Source organism: Micromonospora sp. NPDC048868, from assembly GCF_043198195.1.
Classification (GTDB): domain Bacteria; phylum Actinomycetota; class Actinomycetes; order Mycobacteriales; family Micromonosporaceae; genus Micromonospora; species Micromonospora reichwaldensis.
In genome coordinates this window covers 376,908-402,110 of sequence record NZ_JBICUN010000003.1, presented here as the reverse complement: position 1 = coordinate 402,110, position 25,203 = coordinate 376,908, and the positions used below count along the sequence as shown (strand labels likewise).

Here is a 25,203-nt window from a genome sequence, read left to right as displayed (position 1 = left end):
CGACGAACGGACGCGAGCGCCCATGACGTACCGTCCGGCACTTGCCACCGCCTCCGACCAGACCACGCTGACGCTCGGGGTCGAGGAGGAGTACCTCCTGCTCGACCCGCGGACCGGGGAGAGCCTGCCGGTCGCCGACCGGGTGCTCACCGCCCTGTCCGGCAGCGCGCGGGACCAGAGCCGGCAGGAGTTCCGGCACAGCATGGTGGAGATGGTCACGCCGGTCACCGCCGACCTGGCCGAGCTGCGCGCGCACCTGGTGGCGCTGCGCCGCTCCGTCGGCGACGCGGCCGAGGCCGCCGGGGCGCGGCTCGTCGCGGTCGGTGCCACGCCCGTGCACGAGCCGCACCGGACGGTGCCGGACAAACCGCGCTACCACGCCATGTCCCGGCGGTTCGGGCCGGTGGCGCACGACCCCGCCGTCTGCGGCTGCCACGTGCACGTCGGGATGCCCGACCGCGAACTGGCCATCCAGGTCTGCAACCACCTGCGCCCCTGGCTGCCGGTGGTGCAGGCGATCACCGCCAACTCGCCGCTGCACGACGGACGCGACACCGGGCACGCCAGTTGGCGCTCCATGCAGCTGGAACGCTGGCCCAGCATCGGGCCGACCCCGCACTTCGAGTCGGTCGCCGACTACGACGCGACGGTGGCGGAGCTGATCGACGCAGGGATCATGCTCGACGCGGCGATGGTCTACTGGTACGCGCGCCCGTCGGCCGCGTACCCCACGGTGGAGGTGCGGGTGGGCGACGTCTGCCCGGCGGTGGACGACACGGTGCTTGTCGCCGGGCTGGTCCGCGCGCTCGTCGCGACGATGGCCGACGACGCCCGCGCCGGGGTCCCCGCCCGACGGATCCGGGACTGCCTGGTCTCCGCCGCGCACTGGCGGGCCGCCCACGACGGGCTGGAGGGCGACCTGATCGACCTGCGCGCTGGCGTCGCCCGTCCCGCCTGGGACCTGGTCGGCGAGCTCGTCGACACGGTCGCGCCGGCCCTGGCCCGCCACGGCGACCTCGACTACGTACGCGACCAGCTGGTCCGGCTGCGGCGCGACGGCAACGGCGCCACCCGGCAGCGCCGGGTCATGGCCCGCACCGGCGACGACGTGCGCGCCGTCCTGGACCACCTGGCCGCCGAGACCCGCGCCGCCTGACCCGCCGAGCCCTGGCGACCGGGTGCGTCGGCCGGGAGGCGGTCAGCGGATGTCGTGGGACTGGAGCCAGAGTTCCAGCAGGCCGAGCTGCCACAGCTTGTTGCTGCCGGCGGCGGCCTGCGCCCGGTCCGGCTCGGCGAGCAGCTCGGCGACGTACTCGCGGCGGAACAGGCCGCGCTCGCGGGCGGCGGGCGCGGCGAGGGCCTCGGCGACGAGCTGCCGCACCGGCCCGTCGACGTTGCGCAGCGCCGGCACCGGGAAGTAGCCCTTCGGCCGGTCGACCACCTCGACGGGCAGCACCTGGCGGGCCACCTCCTTGAGTACGCCCTTGCCGCCGTCGGCCACCTTGTGCTCGGGTGGGCAGGCCGCCGCCAGCGCCACCAGGTCCTGGTCCAGGAATGGGGTGCGCACCTCCAGCCCCCACGCCATGCTCATGCTGTCCACCCGCTTGACCGGGTCGTCGGGGAGCATCAGGTGGGTGTCCAGGCGCAGCACCGCGTCCAGCGCCGTCTGCGCGCCCGGCGCGGCCAGGTCCGCCGCGAGCAGCTCGCGGCTGGCGTCGCGGTCGCAGGCGTACGCCGGGTCCACCACCCGGCTCAGCTCGGCGTGGTCCCGGTCGAAGAACGCGTCGGCGAAGGTGGCCGCCGCGTCGTCGCGGGGCACCCGCGTGAGGGGCTGGTGGTAGCCGTAGCCGGCGAAGACCTCGTCGGCGCCCTGGCCGGACTGGGCCACCTTGACGTGCCGGGCGACCTGCTCGGAGAGCAGGTGGAAGGCGACCACGTCGTGGCTGCCCATCGGCTCGGTCATCGCGTGCACGGTCCGCCGTACCGCCGGGACCAGGTCGTCGTCGGCGAGCCGGATGCGGTGGTGGTCGGTGCCGAACGTGCGGGCGACCAGGTCGGAGTAGTGGAACTCGTCGCCGGCCTCGCCGCCGCGGCTGTCGAAGCCGATGCTGAAGGTCTGCAGGTGCTGCTGCCCGGCCTCGGCCAGCAGCGCCACGATCATGCTGGAGTCCAGGCCGCCGGAGAGCAGCACGCCGACGGGTACGTCGGCGACGAGCCGCCGCCGTACCGCCTCGCGCAGCGCCTCCCCGACGGCGGCCCGCCAGTCCTCGGCGTCCATGCCGGCGTGGGCGGGGTCCCGGGCGTAGTCGGGCCGCCAGTAGACGTGCTGGCGGCTGCGCCCGTCGGCCTCGACGACGCGCACGGTGGCCGGGGGGAGCTTGCGGATGCCGCGCAGGACGGTGCGGGGCGCCGGGACGATGGAGTGCCAGGAGAGGTAGTGGTGCAGCGCCACCGGGTCGATCGAGGTGTCCACGTCGCCGGCGCGCAGCAGCGCCGGCAGGGTGGAGGCGAACCGCAGCCGGCCGGGTGACTCGGCGAGGTAGAGGGGCTTGATGCCGAGCCGGTCGCGGGCCAGCACGAGCCGGCGCCGCCGGCGGTCCACCAGCACGACGGCGAACATGCCGACCAGGTGGTCGACGAACTGCTCGCCCCACTGCGCGTACGCCACCAGGACGACCTCGGTGTCGCTGGTGGAGTGGAACGTGTGCCCCGCGCCGCGCAGCTCCTCGCGCAGCTGGGGATAGTTGTAGACGCAGCCGTTGAAGACCAGCGCCAGCCCCAGGTCGTCGCGGACCATCGGCTGGGAGCCGGCCTCGGTGAGGTCGATGATGGTGAGCCGGCGGTGCCCGAGGACCACCCAGCCGTCGTCGAAGAGGCCCTCCCCGTCGGGGCCCCGGGAGCGCATCGCCTCGGTCATCCGGGTCACCGCGCCGGCGTCCGGCGTCGATCCGTCGAACCTCGCCTCGCCACTGATGCCGCACATCGTCAGCGGTCACCGGGCTTCCGGGGCATCCGACCCACCGTGATCACTCCTGTCGGCGTCGCAGGTGTGCCGGGCCGCCCGCGCGGGGGACCCGGTCCCGTCGGCAGGACGGGTGGCTGGGCTACCCGCCGCCGGGGGCGGCAAACCCCGGTGCCACGCGCGTCGGGCGGTCAGTCGCGCAGCGTACGCAGGATGCGGGCGAGCTGTTCCCGGTCGGCGGGTGCCAGGCGGCCGAACAGCTCCTCGGCGGCGGCCCGGCGGGCGGCGTGGATGGCGGCGCCAGCGCGTGTGCCCTCCCCGGTCGGCGCGACCAGGGTGGCGCGCCGGTCCGCCGGATCGGGCCGGCGCCGCACGAGCCCGCGTGCCTCGAGGTCGTCCACGACCTCGGTGGCCGAGCGCGGGGCGATGCGCAGGTGCTCGGCGAGCGCGCTGAGCCGCAGCGCGCCGTGCCGCATCAGCACGCCGAGCGCCCGGGACTGCGCGGGCGTGACGTCCCAGGGCGCGAGCGCCTCGCGGGTGCGGTGGCGCAGCCGCCGGGTCACCGCCCAGAACGCCTCGGCGAGGCCGTCCTCGGCGTCGTCCGTGTCTGCCGTCACGGGGAATACGGTAGCAGCAGAAGCTGTTGTTCCCTCATGTTGAGGCAACCTCAGCATCTCCCACGTGAGGAAGTACCCCTTGGAACCCGTCCTCTCCGGCCGCGACCGCGGCCCCCGCAAGGTCAGCGCCGCCGAGAAGGCGCAGGCCCGCCAGGTGTCCCTGCGGCGCATCGGCGCGCTCTTCGCCCGGCACCGGGCGGCGCTCGCCACCGTCACCGCGATCATCGTGGTCTCCTCGGTGCTCGCCATGGCCTCGCCCTTCCTGCTCCGCGCCGTGATCGACCGTGCCCTGCCCGAGCGCGACCTGCCGTTGCTGGGCTGGCTGGTGGCCGGCATGGTCGCCGTCGCCGCCGTGACCTCGGTGCTCGGCGTGCTCCAGACCTGGATCTCCACCCGGGTCGGCCAGCAGGTCATGCACCGGCTGCGCACCGACGTCTTCACCCACCTGCAACGGCAGTCCCTGGCGTTCTTCACCCGCACCCGCACCGGCGAGGTGCAGTCGCGCATCACCAACGACATCGGCGGCATGCAGAGCGTGGTCACCTCGACCGCCACCTCGATCGCGGCCAACCTGACCACCGTCGTCGCCACGGCGGCGGCGATGGTCGCGCTCTCCTGGCGGCTCTCGCTGGTCTCGCTCGTCGTGCTGCCGCCGGCCATCTGGCTGACCCGACGCGTCGCCCACCTGCGCCGCGAGATCACCGCGCAACGCCAGCGCGAACTCGCCGACCTCAACGTCACCGTCGAGGAGGGGCTGTCCGTCAGCGGCGTGCACCTGGCCAAGACGCTGGGCACCGGCCCCGCCCTGGCCGCCCGCTTCGCCGCCTCGTCGGACCGCCTGGTCGACCTGGAACTGCGCTCCGAACTCGCCGGCCGCTGGCGGATGGCCACCATGAGCGTCGTCTTCGCCGCCATCCCGGCGGTCATCTACCTCAGCGCCGGGCTGCCCGGCGCCGCCGGCACGCTCAGCATCGGCACCCTGGTCGCCTTCACCGCGTTGCAGGGCGGGCTCTTCCGCCCCCTGATGGGCCTGCTCAACGTGGGCGTCTCCGTGACCGCCTCGCTCGCGCTGTTCGCCCGGATCTTCGAGTACCTGGACCTGCCGGTCGAGGTGGACGACCCCGCCGAGCCGGTCGACGTCGACCCCCGCCGGATCCGGGGCGAGCTGCGCCTGACCGACGTCACCTTCCGCTACCCGGGCAGCGACACCGCCGCCGTCGCCGGGATCACCCTCGACGTGCCGGCCGGCAGCGGCCTGGCGCTGGTCGGGGAGACCGGCTCCGGCAAGAGCACCCTGGCCGCGCTGATCAGCCGCCTGCACGACCCGACGAGCGGCCGGATCACCGTCGACGGCGTCGACCTGCGCGACCTGCGCCTGGCCGATCTGGCCGCGATCGTCGGCGTGGTCAGCCAGGAGACGTACCTGCTGCACACCACCGTGCGGGAGAACCTGCGCTACGCCCGCCCGGACGCCACCGACGCCGAGATCGAGGCCGCCGCCCGCGCCGCCCAGATCCACGACCTGATCGCCGGGCTGCCCGACGGGTACGACACCATGGTCGGCTCGCGGGGACACCGCTTCTCCGGCGGCGAGAAGCAGCGCCTCGCGATCGCCCGTACGCTGCTGCGCGACCCGCGCATCCTGATCCTCGACGAGGCCACCAGCGCGCTGGACACCGAGACCGAGCGCGCCGTGCAGCGGGCGTTCGACGAGGTGGCCCGGGGGCGTACCACCATCACCATCGCGCACCGGCTCTCCACCGTGCGCAACGCGGACCGGATCGCGGTGCTCGACCACGGCCGGATCGTCGAGTCCGGCAGCCACGACGGCCTGCTGGAGCGCGCCGGCCGCTACGCCACCCTGGCCGCCTGACGGGTCAGAGCCCAGAGGGGCGCGGCGGGTCGGGTGGCGCGATGGTGGCGGACAACCGCCGGTCGGCTGCCTGCCATCAGTGCGCTACCGCCGGGCGGCGGCCCGCTGGCGTGCCGATTCGTACAGCACGACAGTCGCGGCGGTCGCCGCGTTCAGGGAGCTGGCGGACCCGGACATGGGGATCCGGACGAGCTGGTCGCATGCCTCGCGCCAGCCGGAGCTGAGGCCGGCGGTCTCGTTGCCGATCAACGTCAGGGTGGGTTGCGTGAAGTCGCACTCGGCGGCGTCCAGAAGGCCGCGCTCATCGGTTCCCACGATGCTCATGCCGATGCCCTCGGCGCGGACGTCAGCGACCCAGGACAGGACGGCCTGGTGGGAGGGCACCCGGACCACGGGCAGGGCGAACAGCGAGCCGGTGCTCGCCCGGACCGCCTTCGGGTCGTACACGTCGGCGGCGTGGCCGGTGACGATGACGCCGCCGGCGCCGAAGGCGTCCGCCGACCGAACGAGGGTCCCGATGTTGCCGGGGCTGGTGGGCCGATCGAACACGACGGTGAGCATGGTCGGGCCGACCGGGATACGGCGCAGGTCGTCCTCCGGCAACGCGACCACGGCCAGCAGCTCTGGAACCGTGTCCGCCTTACCTCCCAGTTCGTGGATCAGTTCACGCGAGACGGCGAACTTCTCGGCCCGGACCGTGTCCATGGCCTCGCGTGCCCAGCCGGACAGTTGAGCGCTGGTGTCGTAGAGCAGCTCCCGGATCTGCCAGCCGTGTTCGACGGCCATGGTGATCGGGCGCACGCCCTGCACGAGGAACTCGCCGCGTCGCTGCCGCTTGGTCCGATTGCCGAGGAGAGCTTTCCACTGCTGGAACCGCGCATTGCGGCCACTCACCCGCAGAACCACTGCCACCCCCGCCTCCGTCGCACGGGCGGCGGCAACCTCACCGGCGCACCGCCGTGGACCTCACCCTGGCTCCCCGAGGTCTCCGACAAGGCCTTCGGCCAGGCGCTCAGGAACGGACGGGGCATGTCGCCCCGGCGCCGTCCCCGTCCGGACCGGGGGCGTCCCGTCCGAGACCCCGACGGATCGCGATCTCCACGGGTGAGTAGGCGCCGTCGGCCCGCTCCAGTTCGTACGGTGCGGCCGGCATCAGCGGCGGTTGGGCCATGAAACGAGGCCGCGCTCCGTGGTGCGGTTGCGCCGCGTGCACCAGGAACGGGTGGCACAGGAAGACGTCGCCCGGAGATCCGGTGGCGAGGGCGAGCGGCCGGTGCTCGGACGCCGCCACCAGGTCGGGCGCAAGGGCCAGTCCGCTCGCTCCGTTCTCCCCGTACTTCTCCAGCACCGTCGGCACGTCGAGGTGTGAGCCGACCCGGATCCGGGTCGGGGCGTCCGTCTCCCCGACCTCACTGAACAGGAACAGCATCAGCAGCGCCCGGCCGCGGGAGCGCACATTGGTGAAGTACCAGCTCTCGCCCTCCGGCAGATAGCTGCCCTCGATGTGCCAGCCCGCGTCGTCCGGCTCCTCCTCGTGCGGGAAGCGCAGCGGGAACGTGCCCAGCGAGTAGCGCGGCTCCCAGCGTCCCGCGCCGACGAGCAGGTCGTACGCGTGATGGAGGAACGGGGAATTGGGAGCGGCAGCGAACGGTCCCTGCGCCAGGCCGGGCACCCAGTGCACGGGCTGCGTCCACGTCGCTGAATCGTCCGGGTCGCAGCCCGTCTCCCGCCACAGCAGCCGCGCGCAGTCCGCTGCCACGCGCGGCGCGACGGCGCCCTCCAGCTTCACGAAGCCGTCGCGAAGGAAGCGGGACACCAAGGTCGTGTCATCCATGCCCCCATCGTGCGGCGGCACCGGTCCCGATCACCCGACATCTTCCGCGCAGTTTCTGTCGGATGCGGGCCCAGGGGACCGGTGTTCCTCATGCGGTCTCCCAGGCCGGGACAGCGAGACCGAGCCTCGACCTCCGGATCTGCCGCGATCCGCTCGATCTGTGCGCGGCGCCAGTCCACTGAAGTCACCTCGGACGCTCACTCCGAGCGGTTTCTATCCACTGTGGACATGAGCTACGCTCTCCGCCGGGCCTGCCGACTCGATCGGTAGGTGTGGCAGAAGCAGCCACCGGCAACGGTGGCCGACGCCGCACGCAGCCCGGGTGACCTGCGCGATCCGCGGACCCCGGGGCCGCTCTCAGGTGGGTTTCCGCCGCCGCTACCTGCGCCGCCACCGCCACATCAACGAAGGATCGATTCAGTTGTACGACGCGATCGTCATCGGCGCCCGCTGTTCGGGTGCGTCCACCGCCCTGTTGCTCGCCCAGCGCGGACACCGGGTGCTCGTGGTGGACCGCTCCTCGTTTCCCAGCGACGTCATCTCGACGCACTTCCTCTGGCCGCACGGGATGTCCTACCTGAACCGGTGGGGACTGCTGGACGAGGTCCTGGCGGTCACTCCGGCGCACACCACGGTCGAGGTGGTCAACGACGGCATCTCGCTGACCGGCTCGGTGCCGACCGAACTGCTGCGCGAGTACTTCCGGGACCTGCACGGCGACGACTCGGGCGTGGTGCAGAGCTATGCGTCCGTGCGGCGCCGGGTGCTCGACGAGATCCTGGTCGGCGCGGCCGCCAAGGCCGGCGCCGAGGTGCGGACGAACTTCACCGTTCGTGAGCTGATCGTCGAGAACGGGCAGGTCGTCGGTATCCGGGGGCGCGCGGTCGACGGAGAGCTGGTCGAGGAGCGGGCCCGGATCGTGGTCGGTGCCGACGGCCGGAACTCGTTCGTCGCCCGCACCCTCGCGTTGCCGAAGTACGACGAGCGGCCCCGCTGCACGTTCGCCTACTGGAGCTACTGGTCCGGCTTCGACCTGGGCCCGGCACAACTGCACCGGCGCGGCCGGTTGGCCTGCGCGGTGGCGCCGACCAACTTCGACCAGAACATGGTCCTGGTCTGGGGGCCGAGTGAGTGGTCGCGGGAGTTTCGCGCTGACGTTCCGGGCAACTACCAGAAGGCGTTGGACTTCGTCAGTCCGGAGCTGGGCGACGTGGTGCGCAGCAAGGGGACCAGGGAGGAGCGCATCTACGGCACCCTGGACCAGTCGGCCTTCCTCCGGCCACTGCACGGGCCCGGGTGGGTGCTCGTCGGTGACGCCGAGTCGGCCAAGGACCAGTGCACCGCGATCGGCATCACCCACGCCTTCCGCGACGCCGAGCTGGTCAGCGCCGCACTCGACCGGTGGCTCCGCGGTGACGCGTCGATCGACGAGGCGATGACCGCCTACGGGGACCGCCGCCGGAGCCAGAACGCCGCCGCCTACCACGACTACGTCTGCACCCTCGCCGAGATGCGTCCGTACCGGCACGACGAGTTGCAACTGTTCGTCGCGTTGCGGGGCAACCAGCAGGAGACCGACCGGTTCATCGCCACCCACGCCGACGTCGCGCCGGTGTCGGAGTTCTTCCAGGCCTCCAACCTCTTCCTGCTCAACGACGCCGCGAAGGAGTCCTCCGCAGACCACGCGGTCTTCGAGGACTTCGCGGAGACCTCCCGCAGCTACCAGCAGAACCTCTTCGCCTGATGATCCTCCAGGGAGACGACACCGTGACCACCGAGCTGGACCAGCGTGAAGACGGCGAACTGATCGGGATCATCCTCAAGGCGGCACACTGCCGGGACTTCGAGACCATGACGCGTACCGCGGCCGAGGTCTCCGAGATGACCCGTAACTGGGCCACCCACATCCCGTGGGACGACCTCGCGTCGCTCGAAGGCGCCGACGACGAGCTGGCCCAGGTCGTCGCCGACCTCACCGAGATGTGGGAGCCGGCCCACCTGCGCAACCCCGTCGACCCCGACGAGGAGTACGCCCTCGACAAGAACGCGTACGACTTCTACCGGCCCGCCGGCCGTAACCTGCTGACCCGCACCGAGGACTTCTACGGCTGGGTGCAGGCGCGTCGACGCACGGAGACGTGGCAGTACTCCCGGGTGCTGGAGGCCGCACCGGACAGCGTCGCCCAGATCACCAACGACCTGGGCCGGCGGGCCCGCGGCATCAACTTCAACTCGCAGGACTATTTGTCGTTCAACACCCACCCGGCGATCCGGGAGGCGGCGGCCAGGGCGATGCACGACTACGGGCCGCACAGCGCCGGCTCGCCGATGGTGCTCGGCAACACCCGCATCTCCGACGAGCTGGAGGCTGCCCTCGGCGACCTGGTCGGGCTCGACCACGTGACGCTCTTTCCGACCGGCTGGGCGGCCGGCTTCGGCGCGGTCGTCGGTCTGGTCCGGCAGTCCGACCACATCCTGATCGACCGGCTGGCCCACTCCTGCCTCCAGCAGGGGGCACGGGCGGCCACCCGGAACGTGGTCCGCTACGAGCACCTCAACGTCGAGGCGGTACGCCGGCACCTGACCGAGATCCGGGCCACGGACACCCGCAACGGCATCCTGGTGGTCACCGACGGGCTCTTCTCGGTGGACGCGGACTGGCCGGACCTCGTCACCCTGCAACGCGTCTGCCGGGAACACGACGCCACGCTGCTGGTCGACGTGGCGCACGACCTCGGCTCGATGGGGCCCGGCGGCACGGGCGTGCTGGGGATGCAGGACCTGCTCGGCAGCGTCGACATCGTGATGGGCGCCTTCTCCAAGACGTTCTGCTCCAACGGTGGCTTCGTCGCATCCAACTCGCCGGCGTTGAAGCAGTACATCAAGATGTTCGGCGGCTCGCACTTCTTCTCCAACGCGCTGTCGCCGGTGCAGACCGCGGTGGTGCGGGAAGCCACCAGGATCATCCGGTCGGCCGAGGGGGACGTGCTGCGGGCCCGGCTCTTCACCGCGATCCACGCCCTGCGCGACGAGCTGACCGGCCGGGGTCTGACCTGCATGGGTGAGCCGTCACCGATTGTGCCGCTACTGATCGGCAACGAGAAGCTGGCGCGGACGGCGAACCGCCTGCTCTTCGACCGAGGGGTGCTGGCATTCATGGTCGAGTTCCCGGTGACCCCGACCGGCTCGTCCCGGTTCCGGCTCCAGGTGCAGGCCGGGCACCGGCCCGAGGAGGCCCGCGAGGCGGCCCGGATCATCGAGGGCGCCATCGCCGACTCCCGGGCGTACCTCTCGAGCGCCTTCGGCAGCGCTCCCCGCTGAGAGTCGTCTCGTAACTCGATGAGGGCGGGATGCCCGGCGCCCGGACCGGACCCTCAGCCGGCAGCTGTCCGTTCCGGTCCGTGAGCCGTTCGATGCGGACGATGCGGTGATCGGAGCCCGGTACCGCCCACCTCGGATCAACGCAGTGGGAGGCACCCTCGGATGAGGGTGCCTCCTACTGATCGCTTCGCCTTCCGCGGAAGACGCGGTCGGCCCTGTTCTCAAAACCGTCGCAGAACCAGTCTCATTATTCCGCGGCGGCCGGGTCGAGGTGGCGGTAGACGGTGGCCCGCGAGACCCCGAGCGCGGCGGCGATCTCGTCCGCCGAGTGGTCGCCCCGGGCGTGCATCCGCCGGGCCGCCTCGACCTGCTCCGGGCTCATCGCCCGAGGTCGCCCGGGCCGGCGCCGACCCCTCGCCGCGCCGCCGGCCGCCGGGGTGCCCGCACCGCCGCCACCGTCGGCCGCCGTGCCCGTGCCGCCGCTGGTCGCCGCCGTGCGGGTATTCTCGCCGCCGGCCGCGCTCTCGCCGCCGGCCGTGCCCGTGCCGTCCGCCGTGTTCGCGCCGCCGGCCGCGTTCTCGCCGCCCGCCGTGCCCGCGCCGTCGGCCTGGTCGGAGCCGCCAGCGGGGCCGGAGCCGGTCGGGTCGCCGAGCAGGCGGCGCACGCCGTCCAGCATGTCCGCCCGCAGCACCGCGTCCGGCACGTCGACGAAGAAGACGACCGGGTCGCTGCACGCGGCGACCGCCTGAACCGCCCGGACCCGCTCCCGGCGCCCAGCGTCGGGCCCGGCGATCAGGTCGTTGGCGCGCATCGCGATCCGTATCAGGCGGTGGTAGGTGTCGCCCCGGCCGACGAGCGCGATGTCGTGGAAGAGCATGCCGAGTGGTCGGCGGTGGCCCAGGATGATGTCCACCCAGCCCTCCAGCACCGTCCACCGGGCCCGCTCGGCCGGCCCCGCCTCGGCCGCGTCGAGCAGCGCCTCGAATTCGGCGACCATCGGCTCGATCAGGGCGGTGAGCAGGTGCTCCTTGGTGGGGAAGTGGTAGAGGATCGCGGCCTTGGTCAGCCGCAGCCGCTCGGCGATCTGGCGCAGCGGCGTGCGCTGGTAGCCGTGCTCGGCGAACAGGTCGAGCGCGGCGCGCAGGATCCGGGTACGCGTGTCGTCGGGCGCCTCGGCGGTCATGGCGGCAAGCCTAGCGGCGTCTGACCGATGGCAGGCGTCCCTGTTGATTCGACTGACCGCCGGTCAGTACAGTGTGGTCGTCGGCACCACCAGCGACAGGAGGGCCCATGCCCGTCATCTCCATCGGCAACCTGGTCAAGACGTTCGGCAGCGTCCGCGCGCTCGACGGGCTCGACCTGACGGTCGGGGCGGGGGAGGTGCACGGCTTCCTCGGGCCCAACGGCTCCGGCAAGTCCACCACCATCCGCGTCCTGCTCGGCCTGCTGCGCCGCGACGCGGGCGACGTGCGGGTCTTCGACGCCGACCCGTGGCGCGACGCGGTCGCCCTGCACCGGCGCCTCGCGTACGTGCCCGGTGACGTGAACCTGTGGCCGAACCTCTCCGGCGGCGAGGCGATCGACCTCTTCGGCCAGCTGCGCGGCGGCCTCGACCGGCGCCGCCGCGACGAGCTGCTGGAGCGCTTCGACCTCGACCCGACGCGCAAGTGCCGCACCTACTCCAAGGGCAACCGGCAGAAGGTCGCCATCGTCGCCGCCTTCGCCTCGGCCGTCGAGCTCTACGTGCTCGATGAGCCGACCTCCGGGCTCGACCCGCTCATGGAGGCCGTGTTCCAGGACGAGGTCCGCCAACTCAAGCGCGACGGCGCCACCGTGCTGCTCTCCAGCCACGTGCTGGCCGAGGTCGAGGCACTCTGCGACCGGGTCAGCATCATCCGCGAGGGCCGCACCGTCGAGTCCGGCACCCTCACCGAGCTGCGCCACCTCACCCGTACGGCCGTGACGGTCGAAACCGCGCGGCCGGCGACCGGCCTGGCGGACCTGCCCGGCGTGCACGACGTGCGCGAGGTCGACGGTCGCACCCACCTGGAGGTCGAGCCCGCCCACCTCGACGAGCTGCTCGGGCACCTGGTGCGCTTCGGCGTACGCGCGCTGACCAGCGCCCCGCCCACCCTGGAGGAGCTGTTCCTGCGCCACTACGGCGACGAGCGTGCCGCCGTCCCCGCTGGCGCCTCCGCCCCGGCGGTGGGCCGGACCGACGGTGACCGCCCCGACGCCGACCGGCCGGGGGGTGCCCGATGAGCGCGTTCACCGGCACCGGGCGGCTCGCCGGCCTCGTGCTGCGCCGCGACCGGCTGCGGCTGGCGATCTGGGTGCTCGGCACGCCCCTGCTCGGCTACGCCCTCGCCGGCAGCGTCAAGGAGTTCTACCCGGACGAGGCGTCCCGGGTCGGCTACGCCACCACGTCGGCGTCCAGCCTGGTCGCCCGCGCGTTCAACGGGCCGATCGCCGGCACCGACCTCGGCGCGGTGGTGACCGCCGAGACGTACGTGACGCTGGCCCTGCTCGCCGCGCTGCTGAGCACCTTCGCGGTCATCCGGCACACCCGGCAGAACGAGGAGACCGGCCGGGCGGAACTGCTGGGCGCCTCCGTCGTCGGCCGGTACGCGCTGCTCACCGCCGCGCTGCTGGTGATCGTCGCGGCGAACGTGGCCGCCACCGCCCTGCTCGCCGCCGCACTGGCCGGCGCCGGACTGCCGCTCGCCGGGTCGGCCGCCGCGGCCGCCGCCATCGGTGGCGTCGGCCTGGCGTTCACCGGCGTCGCCGCCGTCGCCGCCCAACTGTCCGTCACCTCCCGGGGCGCGAACGCGCTCGCCGCCGCCGCAGTCGGGATCTCCTTCCTGCTCCGCGCCGCCGGCGACGTGCTGGGCGAGCAGACCGACGGCGGGCTGCGGGTGGTCAGCGCCTGGCCGTCCTGGCTCTCGCCGCTCGGCTGGGGCAACCAGGTCCGCGCCTTCGGCGGCGAACGCTGGTGGACGCTGGCGCTGCCCGTCGCGCTGCTGGTCGCCGGGGTGGCGGCGGCCTACGCCCTCGCCGAGCGGCGGGACATCGGCGCCGGGCTCGTCGCGCCCCGGCGCGGGCCGGCCACGGCCGCACCCGGGCTGCTCAGCCCCGCCGGGCTGGCCTGGCGGTTGCAGCGCGGCGCGCTGCTCGGCTGGGCGGTCGGCGTGGCGGTGCTCGGGTTCTCGATGGGCATCGCCGGCGACGAGTTCAACGCCATGATCGAGGAGAACCCGGCCGCCGCCGAGGCCATCAGCGCGATGGGCGGCGGCGCGAAACTCATCGACGCGTACCTGGCGGCGATGCTGGGGCTGTTCGCGCTGACCATCGGGGCGTACGTCGTGCAGGCGCTGCTACGCACGCGCAACGACGAGGCCGACGGGCTGCTGGAGGCGGTGCTCGCCACGGCGGTCAGCCGTACCCGCTGGCTGATTACCCAGGTGGTCGCGGCGACGCTCGGCGCGGTCGCCCTGGTGCTGCTGGGCGGGCTCACCACCGGCCTCGGCTACGGACTGGTCGCCGGCGACCCCCTCGGCCGGGCCGTCGGGCTGGGCGGGGCGGCGCTGGTACGACTGCCGGCCCTGCTGGTGGTCGCCGGGGTGGTGACCGCGCTGTTCGGCCTGCTGCCCCGCTGGTCGGTCGCGCTGTCCTGGGCGGCGCTGATCGTGTTCCTGCTGCTCGGGCAGCTCGGCGCGGTGCTCGACCTGCCGCAGGCGGCGCTGAACATGTCGCCGTACACCCACGTGCCGTCGGCCCCCGCGGTCGACCCGGCGGCGCTGCCGCTGGTCGTGCTGACGGGGGTGGCGGCGCTCCTGCTGGCGGCCGGGACGGCCGGCTTCCGCCGCCGCGACGTCCCGAGCTGACGGGGGCGCGCCGACGTGTTCTCGGCCGCTTCAACGGGCACCACTTGGCCAGCTTCCCTCGGCAGCACCTGCGGGGCGCAGGCTCCGATGCGGGGTCTGAAGGGCCCGGCTCCGTGCGGTGATGAGACGCGGCGGCGTCGGGACGAACTGTCCCGACGCCGCTGTTCGTCGTTAGGGGTCTGGGAGCGACAGGCCAGAGGTGCCCGGTCGAAGTACGGCGGTCAGGACTTCTTCGGTAGTTCCTCGGGCCACCGCTGGCGGGCGACGCTGTCCTGCCACTCGGCCACCGGGCCCGACCCCCCCAGCACGGGCCGCGGCCCGGTCGACGACCGGGAAGTCCGCCCCGCCCACCAGTTGATGTGTCTCGCGCCCCTGCTCCGTCTTCGCCGCCAGCACGTAGGTCGTGCCGGGCCGCAGCAGCGGCTCGCCTTCCACCCGCCAGGTGTCCTTGCCGAGGGTTCCACCAAGCTGGACCACCCGCAGCGTCTTGACCGGCTCGCCCTTGAGGGACTTGTCCACGGTCACCTCGAAGACGGTGTAGGGCGTGTCGTCGCGTTCCTGCACCTCGACGACACGGTCCACCGTCGCGACGACGACGTAGTCGGCGAAACCGGCCACCTTCGTCTCATCCTTGACGTCGAACGCGTAGGACGAGTGCACCGAGTGCGTTTCGCCCGGCCGCAGCGAGTCATAGGCCAACTACCCGCCAGAAGCCACCGCGACTACGGCGGCGCCTGCGACCAGCGGTCGAACAAGGCGGTTCATTGTCAGCACCCCCATACGCTGTGATACGGGCTGATGTCCCACGACTGCAGGTTGTTGTTCATGTTCGGGTTGTAACAGCCCGGGCAGGAGTCCATCACCGCGATCTCCGGCCCGTGGCCAAGCTTGAGGGAATGGCCGAACTCGTGGGTCATGACCGCGTGCTTCTGTGAGTCGTTGTACCCGTCCATGTGGTGCGTGTTCAGTTTGATGTCGTCCGCGCCCGCACTGCAGTCGAACCAGCCCGACCGGCTGTCGCTGGAGTTGGTGTAGTCGGAGACGTCGACGTCGGCGTAGGTCGAGGCCGTATCAGCTTTGACGTCGATCGGGTTCAGTGAGTTCCATTGATTCACCGCGTGTGACAGCGAGTTGTTGTACTTGGTGAAGTCGTCGTAGACCAGCTCACCACCATCGACCGACGTGCAGTGATCCAACGGCCCCAAATCGGCCGACGCCGCTGATGCGAAACCCCCCGTGGCAGCCAGCGTCGAGGCCACCACAAGGGAAGCCAACCGCGCCGATCGAAGCCTGTTCCCTGACATCCATCCTGCACTTGATCGATGACTGTCAACGAACCTGGCGATCACACCGGCGCCACCGCAAGGGGTTGCTAAGGAGTTACTCAGAGTGCTGGATCTGGGCCCGAACACGATGCCGATCATGACCAGTCGGCGCGGATTGGTGCTGAATCAAGATGCCGATCTTGCTCACGACCCAAACATGTCCCGCCGAGCCCGTGGGCCACGTGGTGCCCGAAGAAGCTACCGGACTGGTGCCCGTCCAAGGTGCCGAACTCACGCCGGCGGGTGTCACGGTGCGGCGAGAGGTTCCCGGGACCCGGCGTCGAGCAGCGCGCCCACCCGTGCGATCGCCTCGCGGATCATCGTGCCGTACCCGTCGTCCGGCAACTCGGCGGCCAGCGGTGCCGCGACCGTCACGTGGTGCCGGGCGCGCCCGACGTCGCCGGCGCGGCGGTACCCGTCGGCGAGGTTCAGGTGCAGCGACGGCAGGAGGGCGCGGACCCGTAACGACGCGTCGTGCTGCTGCACGCGCTCGTCGTCGAGGTCGGCGACGGCGGCCAGCGCACGGTGGTCCCACGCCACCTCGTCCGCGACGGATTCCTGTAAATCGGCCAGGTGGTGCGCGATGGTGCAGCGGTGCAGCGCGTCCCCGGTGCCGCGGACCTGCTCCCAGATCTCGGTGAGGGCCGCGCGTGCGGCGGCGCGGTCGCCGGCTCCACCCAGTTCCAGGGCGCGGCCGATGTGCGCCATGACGTCGTCGGCGTCGTTCGTGTCCACCGTGCTCCTCGCGGTCGGGGCCGGGTGGCCGTCGGGTCTTTCCGGCACATGCTCGGGGCTCGACCGACTCGAGGGTCAAGCCCGTGCGGCCTCGGGCGTGGTGGTGTCGGTCCGGTTGCCACCGGCTGGCAGGCTCCAGCTATGGCAAGCATCGTCGCGCAGTTGCCCGCTCTCATCGGCGTGCTTATCGGCACCGTCGGCACGATCGTTGCGACCTCCGTGGCCGATCGAGCCCGATGGAAGCGGAACCAGGGTGTCCGCTGGGACGATCGTCGGCTCGACGCGTACGTCGAGTTCGCGCGGGTGATCAAGGAGATCCACGCCGTGGCGGTACGAATGCTCGCCGACGAGCGACCACACTCCCGCGGGCACCGGATCGACCGGGAGGAAGGCCTCGCGCAACTGGCCGACGCGGACGTCCGGCGCACGCTCGCCTGGGAGAGCCTGCTGCTGCTCGGGGACGCCGCGACGGTGTCGGCGGCGCGCGACTGGCGGGATGCCGTGTGGGGGGTCGAGATGGTTGCTCGCGGGCTTCGCCAGGGCGACGACCATGCCGACCTGCTACAGCGGGCCAACGAGGCGCGGGACCTCTTCTATCGCGCGGCCCGTGGCGGCCTCGGCGTCCGTGGCGGTTCCGTCGCCCAGGCCAGGGCGCTCGAAGCGAGGCTGGACGAGATCCGGGCGAGCCGGACGTCCGAGAGGTCCGCGCAGGCCGCAGGATGACGGTCGAGCGCGACCGGCCGGCATGCGTGGCGAAGGTCGCCTGCCGGCGGGACGGTGGACGACGCGCGGGCGCGACGCCCGGGTGTCAGCCGGATAGCGGGTCCGCCACCAGGGATCGCACGGCAGGGACCTCTGGATCGTGCCTCTGCACCTACGCTCTCCCTGCGGAGCTGACCGCACCGTCCGAGTAGGAGGAAGCGTGCTGCGACAGCGTGGGTACTGGCGGGAGAACGGCGACCAGATCACCGCGCAGGAAGCCTGGGACGCCTGGGCCGAGCACGCGTACGACATCCTGGTCGAAGTGGCCCGGGGCTACCACGCGATCATCACCTACGGCGAGTTGAGAGACAGATTCCAAGCCGCCTCGGGAATTCGGACGTCCGCTCTGTTGCAGAACTGGATCGGCAGCGTCCTCAACCGGGTCATCCGCGAGGCCCGCCGTCGGGGTGATCCGCCGCTGAGCGCGCTGGTCGTGCGGGCCGACGACGGGATGGTCGGCCCCGGATACGACGAGGTCCTCCGGATCATCGGGGAACCTCAGGTGGCGGACGAGATGGCCAGGGAGGAGCATGCCGCCCAGGCCCGGCTGGATTGCTACCACCACTTCGGGGCGGCTCTGCCGGCAGGTGGCGGCGTACCCGCGCTGGCGCCGAAGCTGCGGGAGACCCTGAAGCGCCGACGCGATCAGGCCCCCGAGCCTCGCCGGCCGGTGTGTCCCACCTGCTTCGTCCAGCTTCCAAGGAACGGTGTCTGCGACTGCGGGTAGGGGCCGGCGGGCGGAACGGGCGCCGTGGCGACCACCGGAACGGCGGTCACCGCCACCCGCTGACCTGCCCCTAGGATCTCTGGCATGCAGGAGGGCCGGTGGACGACGATCACGCCGTCGCAGTTCACGCACGAGCGGGAGGCGCTGGCGCACGTCCAAGCGCTGCTGCCCGACACCGAGCCCTACCGCGCCTGGTCGAACTTCACCTTCACCGCGCAGACCGGCCACCCCTACGAGGTTGACCTGCTGGTGGCGGGCCCGGGTGGGCTCTACCTCATCGAGGTCAAGAGCCTGACTGGCCGGCTGACCTCCAGCGGCTCCAACTGGATCCTGTACGGCCCGAACAGCACCCGCACGTTCGACAACCCGTTGCACCTCGCCGACGCCAAAGCCAAGAGGATCAAGTCCCTGCTCCAGGCGGCGGCGAGCCAGCGCAAGGGTCCGCCGCTCAGGATCCCGTTCGTGCAGGCGGCGGTCTTCCTGTCCAAGCCGGGCCTGATCGTCAACCTCGCCGAGCACCACCTGCACGGCATCCACGGCCCCGAGGCCGCTCCCGGCCACCAGCCGGGACCGCTGCCGACGATCGGCTCGCTGTTGCAGCGCCCACCGCAGGACGAGCGGCAGCGGGTCACCAAGGAGGTGTCCGCAGCGCTGCCGGAGCTGCTCAAGGCCGTCGGCATCGCCCGCAGCCGCAAGCACTACCAGATCGGGGCCTGGGAGCTGGACACCCGCCCGTTCGACCTGGGCCCGACGTGGCAGGACCACCACGCCCGGCACCGGGAGCTGGAGCGGGAGCACCGGCGGATCCGGATCTACCTGGTCGAGCGCAACGCGGTGCAGTCCGAGCGGGCCAGCATCGAACGCGCCGCCAAGCGCGAGATGACCGTGCTGCACGGCATCAACCACCCGGGCATCGTGCGGGTCGACTCGATGGAGTCGCACGAGGCCGGGCCCGCGCTGATCTTCCGGTACGACCAATGCTCCATCCGGCTGGACCACTACATGGCCCAGTACGGCGACCGCCTCGATGCGCTGAGCCGGCTCGCCATGATCCGTCAGCTCGCCGAGACGGTGGCGTACGCGCACCGCCGGCGGCTGCACCACCGCGCCCTGTCGGCCCGCAGCGTGCTGGTCAGCCCGGGTCGGCGGCGTCGGGGTGGCAGCGAGGACGAGGCCTGGCTGGTGCCACAGTTGCAGGTCAGCGACTGGCAGGCGGCCACGCGGGGCGCCGACACCGCCGGTGGCAGCAGCGGTGACCCGGTCACCCACTCCTCGCACGCCGCCTCGCACATCGAGCACTCCGCCGAGGCGTACCTCGCGCCGGAGTTGACCGCCCCGAAGCCCGACGCGGTGGCGATGGACGTCTTCGGGCTGGGCGCGCTGGCGTACCTGATCCTGACCGGCGAGCCACCGGCGGCGAAGCGCCCCGAGCTGCTCTCGCGGCTGGCCCGCGACAACGGGCTGCGCGCCACCGCTGTGGCCGACGGGATCAGTCTCTTCGCCGACGAGCTGATCCAGGCGGCCACCGCCCCGGTGCCGACCCAGCGGCTCACCACCGTCGCCGAGTTCATCGAGATGCTGCAGGAGGTCGAGGACGAGCTGACCGCCCCGCCGCCCGGCTCGGTGCACCCGGAGGAACGGGAGCCCGAGCAGGTCGATCCGCTGGAGGCGCGCGGCGGCGACCGGGTCGGCGAGTGGACGATCCAGAAGAGCCTCGGCACCGGCTCGACGTGCCGCGCCTTCCTCGCACACAACGAGCGCACCGGCAAGGACGAGGTGCTCAAGGTCGGCCTCTCCGACGAGAAGGGCGCCCGGCTCGCGCACGAGGCCCGGGTGCTCGGCCCGCTCACCGACTCCCGCGTGATCCGGCTGGCCAGGCCCGAGCCCTTGCAGCTCGGCAACCGCACCGTCGTGGTGCTGGAGCACGCCGGCGAGCTGACGCTGGCGCGCAAGTTGCGCGACGACGGCCGGCTCACCGTCGACGAGCTGGAGACCTACAGCCACTACCTCTTCGGGGCGCTCGACTACCTGGAGGGCGAGGGCGTCTACCACCGCGACGTCAAGCCCGACAACATCGCCATCCGGATCCGCCCCAACCGCACCCGCCAGCTTGTGCTGTTCGACTTCTCCCTGGCCGGCGTCTCGGTCAAGGAGACCGCCGCCGGCACCCCCCGCTACCTGGACCCGTTTCTCGGCACCGCCAACCGGCAGGTCTACGACAAGCACGCCGAGTGGTACGCCCTCGCGGTCACCCTGCACGAGATGGCCTCGGGCGAGCTGCCGGTCTGGGGCGACGGCGGCACGGAACCGCAGCTCACCGAGGGCCCGCCGGTGCTGGCCGTGGAGGCGTTCGACCTGGCGATCCGCGACGACCTGGTCGACTTCTTCCGGAAGGCCCTGCACCGCGACCACCGGCAGCGGTTCGCCTCGCTGAAGGACATGCGCGACGCCTGGCACCAGGTGTTCCGTCGCTCCGACGCGAGCGCCCCGGTCGGCACCGACCACCCGGAGATCGAGGCCGACGAACCGGACGGGCAGGCCGCCGAGGCGGCCCGCGACGAGGCCGCGACCAGGGCGACCCGGGCCACCGTGCTGGAGGCCGCCGGCCTCACCCCGCGCGCCGTCTCCGCCGCCCACCGGCTGGAGGCCACCACCGTCGGCGAGCTGCTCACCGTGGCGAACAAGCTCGCCACCCTCCCGGGCCTCGGCGCACGGACCCGCAAGGAGCTGCAGCGCCGGGTCAAGGAGTGGCGTGGCCGGCTGGGGGAGCGGGAGACCCTCCCCACCACCCCCGCCGCCCGCAAGGCCGCCACCGCCGAGGCCGCCACCGAAACCAACGCCGGGCATGGCGACGCCGATCTGGTACGCGTCGGCGTGGACGCGATCGCCACGCTGCTGCTGCCGGCGAAGAACGGCCGCAACGGCACCGAGATCGAGGGCACCCGGCTGCTGCTGCACCTGCCCGACGAATCCGGCGCACTGCCGGCGCTGCCGCCCTGGCCGCAGCAGCCGCAGGTCGCCACCGCGCTGGGCGTCAGCTCCGCCCGCATCGCGCAGATCCTCGGCAAGCAGCGCAAGCGCTGGCACGACATCCCGGTGGTCGGCAGCGTGCGTACGCAGATCATCGAGCTGCTGCGCGACGGTGGCCGGGTGATGGGCGTCGGCGAGCTGGCCACGGCGCTGCTGGGCAGCCGTGGCTCGGTGCGCACCGGCGACGCGCTGCGTCAGGCGGTGGCGCTCGCCGCGGTGCGGGCCGCCGTGGAGGTCGACGCCCTGGCCGATGAGCCGCGCCTGCTGCTGCGCCGGCACGGCGAGCGGCTACTTGTGGCCCTGGAGGCGGGCGAGGACGACGGTCCCGACACCCCGGCAGCGCCGGCCCTGCTCGACTACGCCGACGCCCTCGGCAAGGCCGCTGACAAGCTCGCCGCCAGCGAGGTGCTGCCGAGCCCGGCGACGGTGCTGCGTACCCTCGCGGCCGTGACCGTGCCCGGCGGGGCGGCCGACGCGATCGACGAGCGGCGACGGGTGGTGCTCGCGGCGGTGGCCTCGGAGCGGGCCGCCGCGACCGCGCGGCTGGAGCTCTATCCTCGTGACCTTGATCCGGTGCGGGCGCTGCGGCTGGCCCAGGCCGGTGTGGTGCCCCCGGCCACCGGGCCCGACAAGCGACGCGGCCTGACCCCCACGCAGGTCGCCGACCGGGTGGCCGCGCGGTTCCCCGAGCTGGAGCCGTTGCCGCCGCACCCGAAGCTGGACCGGCTGCTCGCCGAGGCCGGTTTCGAGCTTCGCTGGGACCGCGACCGGTATGTCCCGCCGCCGCCCCGCAACGCGTCGTCCTCGATGTCGTACGTGCAGCGTCGCCCGTCGGCTACGGCCGCGCCGAGCCGGTGGACCGCCGAGTCGCCGGAGCTGGCGGCGGCGATGCGGGCCGAGGAGCGCCTGACGGGCGCCAGGTCGGCCGGTGGGTTCCGGGCCCTGACGGTACGCCTCAACCGGTACGCCCCGGCCCGCGAGGAACTCATCCGGCGCTTCGACGCCCGACCGGTGAACGTGGCGGCCCGTTTCCTGGACCACCTGCACGCCTTGGTCGACGCGCGACCGAAGCCGACCTGGGAGACGGTGCTGAGAGCCGACATCGCGGAGCCCGGCTCCCGGCCGGCGATCAAGCTGGGCGAGTACGCCGAACAGGCGTGGCAGCTTGCGGTGCCCGAGCTGCGCGCGGAGTTGCGGGCCGGCGAGGGGCCGGTGCTGCTGCACGACGCGGCGGTGCTGGCGCGTTACCGGGCGGTGGACCGGCTCTACGAGCTGGCCGACGCGGCGCGGGGCGGGGCGGGCGACGTGTGGCTGCTCTGCCCGATGGAGGACCCGGCGCTGCTGCCCAAGCTGGACGGTGCGGTCGTACGGGTGGGCGACAACGAGTGGATCGCCCTACCGGACGCCTGGGTCGTCAACGCCCACCGCAGCGCAGTCACCGCTTGACGCACGAGCGTCCGCCATGGCCTCGGCGCCTCGGACCGCGTCGTTGCCCGGAGCCTGGAACGTGGCGCCCGCGTACGCGGGTGCCTCGTGTGCGAGGGCTTCCATGTTCTCCGGCTCGCGGGCGACGGCGAGAGCCGGTGAGCCGTGCAGTTCCCACAAGCCGGCCTCGACCCAGCAGAGCTGGCGGTACTTCTCCGGTGCCATGGCCTGCGAGCCGAAGTCCCACCCGACGGCCGAGACGGGCTTGCCGGCGAACTGCCGTCGAGCCCGCTCGCGGTAGGCGTCCCTGGTGATTGTCGCGGGGTGCAGGAAAGACAGGTCGAACCCGTTCTCGGCGAGCCCGAACGCGGCCAGGCCGAAGAGCATGGTGCACTCGATCCCGCTGCCGGCGCAGTAGTCGGCGATGCGGGCCGCTCCGTGCAGGGCGCCGGCGTACGACAGCACGTACAGGCGGCGGACGGGGTGGAACCGCTGGTACTCCCGCAGCGCCGCCACGATCGTCGCGCCGGAGGCGACGGTGTCGCCGATCAGCAGCGTCGAGCCGCCGGCGTCGAACCGCGCGTAGGACACCTCGACCGTGGCATCGTCGGAGGCGACGGCCACCCTGCTCGTGGAAACCAGGTTCGCCGGCAGGTTTCGGCCCGCCTCGATGGCGACCGCCTCCGCGAGTTGGTAGACCAACCCCTTGCTGAGGATGATCAGCTCGGCGAGGTCGGCGCCGTCGAGTTCGTCCCGGATGTGCCGGACGAACTCCCGGCTGCTGGCAAGGCAGGCCCGCCGGAACGGCAGGTCCGTCAGGTTGCGGTCGAACAACAGCGTTTCCAGGTGCCGGTTGTGCACCAGGTGGAGACCGCCCACCCCCGTCCTGGCGCCGATCGGCTCAGCGGCGCTGGACCCGGTGTCGGCGATCATGCCGTCGTGCTGGGCACTCGCGCCGCGCCGGCCTTGATCCGTCGTAGTGCGTCGAGCATCGGCGTGTCGATGTCGAGCACGTTGTTCTCGTACTCGTCCAGTGCGGCGGACAGCCAGGCAGGGCGAGGTTGGGCTGCCCTGGGTCGGTCGGCCAACGCCACGAGAGCGCGACCGGCGGCGGCGAAGTCGTCGACCACGTGGGTGGCGAGCGCCGCCACGTGCGGGTGCACGTAGTCGGTCACCCGCACGCCCCGGTACTCCAGGACGTCACTGCGGTACTGCGAATTGCGGGGTGCGACCACGACCACGGGCGTTCCCAGCGTGACCGCTGCCGCCATCTCGACACCGATGCCGATGCCGCGGCGTATCCGAGCGTCGACGATGACCGCCGTCGCCACCATCACCTGGTACATGTCCCGGCCGAACTGGCCCAACGTGTTGCCTGCGTCCGGTATCGGGTCGTCCGGATTGAGGAAGACGACGTCGCAGGGAGCCGCCCCGCCCGCAACATCCTCCCGCTCCACATCCGTCCAGCAGAGACGCTGCTGATCACCAGTGCCTTTGATGATCGATCCGGAACAGTAGACGGAAATCAGCATCATCGTGCCCTTCGGTCGGGATCTGCCTGGTTCAACGTGACATCGAGCTTGTTGGCGACGACGGCCACCACGGTCAACGCCTGCTGGATGGTCGCGGCGTTCTGGAACCTGATGCGCTTCCGCCCGCGGATCACCGCCTCGCGGAGCCGGGCGCGGAGCACTGGATGCTGTGTGGCGGTGGCGACGGTGCCGAATTCGGGAGTAGAGCGCAGGCTGAGCAGGTCGGGCCAGCGGGCGCTGCGGTGGACGAAGTCGTGGATGCCGAGCCATCGCAGGCCGAGGTCGAACGAGCGGGCGGACAGCACGCGGTCCGCGAGGGACGTCCGCAGCTGGCGGATGCCACAGGAGAAGTCGCCGAAGTCGAAGTCGGCGACGACGGCGGCGTCGAGGTCGCGCAGGTAGCTGGCGAGGTACTCGCGGGACAGGAACATGTCGATCCTGGCTCGTTCCTCGGCTCCCAAAGTCACCGGCACCGTGGCCCGGACGAACCGGCTGATGAAGGCCTGCCCGTCGAGCCGTTCGGGGACATCATGCAGGTGCGCCTCGACGTCACCGGCCGTCGGGGGCCAGCGACCGGCGATGCTGGCGAGCGTCGTGGCCAACTCGCCGTCCGGCTGTAGCGCGATGCTCCAGCTCTGGCCGATGTCGGTGGCGGTGTTCTGCGCGTAGCGGGGCCGCCAGACGAGGCCGTCGGTGAGACTGCGGTGCGGGGTCAGCTCGTAGGGGTTGCGGGCGTCGCGGCGGTATTCGACGGCCTTGTGCTCCACGAAGGAGTCGAGGTCGGCGATGTGCGAGGAGTAGTGGACCACACCCCGAACCACGAGTGACCTGATCCGGGTGAGGAAGATCGACAGGCTGGGCACCTCGAACAGGTACGACGCGGGAAGGATCAGTTCCTCGTCGGTGGCGAGCACGGCCAGCCGCGTCGCGTGCAGCGCCTGGGACAGGTCCGCCTCGGTGAAACGGGCCGTCGGTGGGCGGCCGTAACACGACCGGATCTCCGGATTCAGGTACTGGAGGAAGATCGGCCGTTCGCGATCGTAGGACAGCGGCGTGGCGAAGCGTTCTTCCGGATAGAGGCTGAGCTGCTGCCCCGCCACATGCAGGTGCAGGTCCCGGCCTGCGATATAGCCGTCGCGCCGCGCGCTGACATCCTGCTGGGGCGCGGTCACGCGT

The 25,203-nt window shown here is 72.2% G+C and carries 20 protein-coding genes; 9 read left to right on the top strand and 11 right to left on the bottom strand.

Translation table 11 applies throughout. The features are described from left to right. Positions 1-22: 22 nt before the first annotated feature. Positions 23-1,156, top strand: a complete 1,134-nt coding sequence (locus tag ACGFNF_RS06790; protein WP_311412619.1) for a glutamate--cysteine ligase — start codon at positions 23-25, stop codon at positions 1,154-1,156. Positions 1,157-1,198: 42 nt separating this feature from the next. On the opposite strand, the gene ACGFNF_RS06785 is transcribed toward ACGFNF_RS06790, so the two are convergent. Both ACGFNF_RS06785 and ACGFNF_RS06780 read right to left on the bottom strand, forming a co-directional pair. Beyond that, a complete protein-coding gene (locus ACGFNF_RS06785; protein WP_393166290.1) occupies positions 1,199-2,983 on the bottom strand; it encodes an N-acetylglutaminylglutamine amidotransferase in 1,785 nt (594 codons plus the stop codon). 170 nt (positions 2,984-3,153) lie between these two features. Further along, entirely contained in the window at positions 3,154-3,579 is a 426-nt protein-coding gene (locus ACGFNF_RS06780; RefSeq protein ID WP_357576338.1) for a MarR family winged helix-turn-helix transcriptional regulator, read from the bottom strand. Positions 3,580-3,733: 154 nt separating this feature from the next. On the opposite strand from ACGFNF_RS06780, the gene ACGFNF_RS06775 reads away from it, so the two are divergent. Next, the gene (locus tag ACGFNF_RS06775; protein ID WP_393166388.1) at positions 3,734-5,452 is read left to right on the top strand and encodes an ABC transporter ATP-binding protein; all 1,719 of its coding nucleotides are present in this window, start codon (positions 3,734-3,736) and stop codon (positions 5,450-5,452) included. A gap of 84 nt (positions 5,453-5,536) precedes the next feature. Here ACGFNF_RS06775 and ACGFNF_RS06770 read toward each other — a convergent pair whose 3' ends face one another. Further along, the gene (locus ACGFNF_RS06770; RefSeq protein ID WP_393166288.1) at positions 5,537-6,364 is read right to left on the bottom strand and encodes an RNA methyltransferase; all 828 of its coding nucleotides are present in this window, start codon (positions 6,362-6,364) and stop codon (positions 5,537-5,539) included. Positions 6,365-6,464: 100 nt separating this feature from the next. Next, positions 6,465-7,286: a phytanoyl-CoA dioxygenase family protein gene (locus tag ACGFNF_RS06765; RefSeq protein ID WP_357576336.1), complete on the bottom strand. Its 822-nt coding sequence runs from the start codon at positions 7,284-7,286 to the stop codon at positions 6,465-6,467. A 415-nt stretch (positions 7,287-7,701) separates the two neighbouring features. Between ACGFNF_RS06765 and ACGFNF_RS06760 the strand changes: the two genes are divergently transcribed. Both ACGFNF_RS06760 and ACGFNF_RS06755 read left to right on the top strand, forming a co-directional pair. Then, positions 7,702-9,030, top strand: a complete 1,329-nt coding sequence (locus tag ACGFNF_RS06760; protein ID WP_357576405.1) for an NAD(P)/FAD-dependent oxidoreductase — start codon at positions 7,702-7,704, stop codon at positions 9,028-9,030. Positions 9,031-9,053: 23 nt separating this feature from the next. Next, positions 9,054-10,607: an aminotransferase class I/II-fold pyridoxal phosphate-dependent enzyme gene (locus tag ACGFNF_RS06755; RefSeq protein WP_393166286.1), complete on the top strand. Its 1,554-nt coding sequence runs from the start codon at positions 9,054-9,056 to the stop codon at positions 10,605-10,607. 247 nt (positions 10,608-10,854) lie between these two features. Here the strand turns inward: ACGFNF_RS06755 and ACGFNF_RS06750 are convergent, their stop codons facing one another. Beyond that, positions 10,855-11,790, bottom strand: a complete 936-nt coding sequence (locus ACGFNF_RS06750; protein WP_357576334.1) for a TetR family transcriptional regulator — start codon at positions 11,788-11,790, stop codon at positions 10,855-10,857. 107 nt (positions 11,791-11,897) lie between these two features. Here ACGFNF_RS06750 and ACGFNF_RS06745 point away from each other — a divergent pair, with 107 nt between their 5' ends. Both ACGFNF_RS06745 and ACGFNF_RS06740 read left to right on the top strand, forming a co-directional pair. After that, on the top strand, positions 11,898-12,869 hold the full coding sequence (locus ACGFNF_RS06745; RefSeq protein WP_393166284.1) for an ATP-binding cassette domain-containing protein: 972 nt from the start codon (positions 11,898-11,900) through the stop codon (positions 12,867-12,869). After that, complete coding sequence (locus ACGFNF_RS06740; protein ID WP_393166282.1) at positions 12,866-14,491, top strand: ABC transporter permease; 1,626 nt, start codon at positions 12,866-12,868, stop codon at positions 14,489-14,491. Before ACGFNF_RS06745 ends, ACGFNF_RS06740 begins: the two co-directional genes overlap by 4 nt. Before the next feature lie 171 nt (positions 14,492-14,662). Here the strand turns inward: ACGFNF_RS06740 and ACGFNF_RS06735 are convergent, their stop codons facing one another. The 3 genes from ACGFNF_RS06735 to ACGFNF_RS06725 all read right to left on the bottom strand — a co-directional run bounded on the left by ACGFNF_RS06735 (position 14,663) and on the right by ACGFNF_RS06725 (position 16,524). Beyond that, on the bottom strand, positions 14,663-15,190 hold the full coding sequence (locus ACGFNF_RS06735; protein ID WP_393166280.1) for a hypothetical protein: 528 nt from the start codon (positions 15,188-15,190) through the stop codon (positions 14,663-14,665). A gap of 68 nt (positions 15,191-15,258) precedes the next feature. Continuing rightward, positions 15,259-15,750 (bottom strand): hypothetical protein, encoded by a 492-nt coding sequence (locus ACGFNF_RS06730; RefSeq protein ID WP_393166278.1) that lies wholly within the window; start codon positions 15,748-15,750, stop codon positions 15,259-15,261. Between the two features lie 312 nt (positions 15,751-16,062). Continuing rightward, positions 16,063-16,524 (bottom strand): hypothetical protein, encoded by a 462-nt coding sequence (locus ACGFNF_RS06725; RefSeq protein WP_393166386.1) that lies wholly within the window; start codon positions 16,522-16,524, stop codon positions 16,063-16,065. Positions 16,525-16,692: 168 nt separating this feature from the next. On the opposite strand from ACGFNF_RS06725, the gene ACGFNF_RS06720 reads away from it, so the two are divergent. From ACGFNF_RS06720 to pglW, 3 genes are all read left to right on the top strand, one after another. Further along, entirely contained in the window at positions 16,693-17,274 is a 582-nt protein-coding gene (locus ACGFNF_RS06720; RefSeq protein ID WP_393166277.1) for a hypothetical protein, read from the top strand. Positions 17,275-17,473: 199 nt separating this feature from the next. Beyond that, positions 17,474-18,040 carry a hypothetical protein gene (locus ACGFNF_RS06715; RefSeq protein WP_393166275.1) on the top strand — a complete coding sequence of 189 codons (567 nt, stop codon included), beginning with the start codon at positions 17,474-17,476 and terminating at the stop codon, positions 18,038-18,040. Between the two features lie 84 nt (positions 18,041-18,124). Next, positions 18,125-22,516, top strand: a complete 4,392-nt coding sequence (pglW, locus tag ACGFNF_RS06710; RefSeq protein ID WP_393166273.1) for a BREX system serine/threonine kinase PglW — start codon at positions 18,125-18,127, stop codon at positions 22,514-22,516. Here pglW and ACGFNF_RS06705 read toward each other — a convergent pair. From ACGFNF_RS06705 to ACGFNF_RS06695, 3 genes are read right to left on the bottom strand one after another with little or no spacing between them, the layout of a single operon-like run. Further along, positions 22,466-23,428 carry a hypothetical protein gene (locus ACGFNF_RS06705; protein WP_393166271.1) on the bottom strand — a complete coding sequence of 321 codons (963 nt, stop codon included), beginning with the start codon at positions 23,426-23,428 and terminating at the stop codon, positions 22,466-22,468. The two genes, pglW and ACGFNF_RS06705, sit on opposite strands and share 51 nt — an antisense overlap. After that, positions 23,425-24,027 (bottom strand): hypothetical protein, encoded by a 603-nt coding sequence (locus tag ACGFNF_RS06700; protein WP_393166269.1) that lies wholly within the window; start codon positions 24,025-24,027, stop codon positions 23,425-23,427. Before ACGFNF_RS06700 ends, ACGFNF_RS06705 begins: the two co-directional genes overlap by 4 nt. Then, positions 24,027-25,199 carry a hypothetical protein gene (locus tag ACGFNF_RS06695; protein WP_393166267.1) on the bottom strand — a complete coding sequence of 391 codons (1,173 nt, stop codon included), beginning with the start codon at positions 25,197-25,199 and terminating at the stop codon, positions 24,027-24,029. The genes ACGFNF_RS06700 and ACGFNF_RS06695 overlap by 1 nt, the downstream gene beginning before the upstream one ends. Between the last annotated feature and the right edge of the window lie 4 nt (positions 25,200-25,203).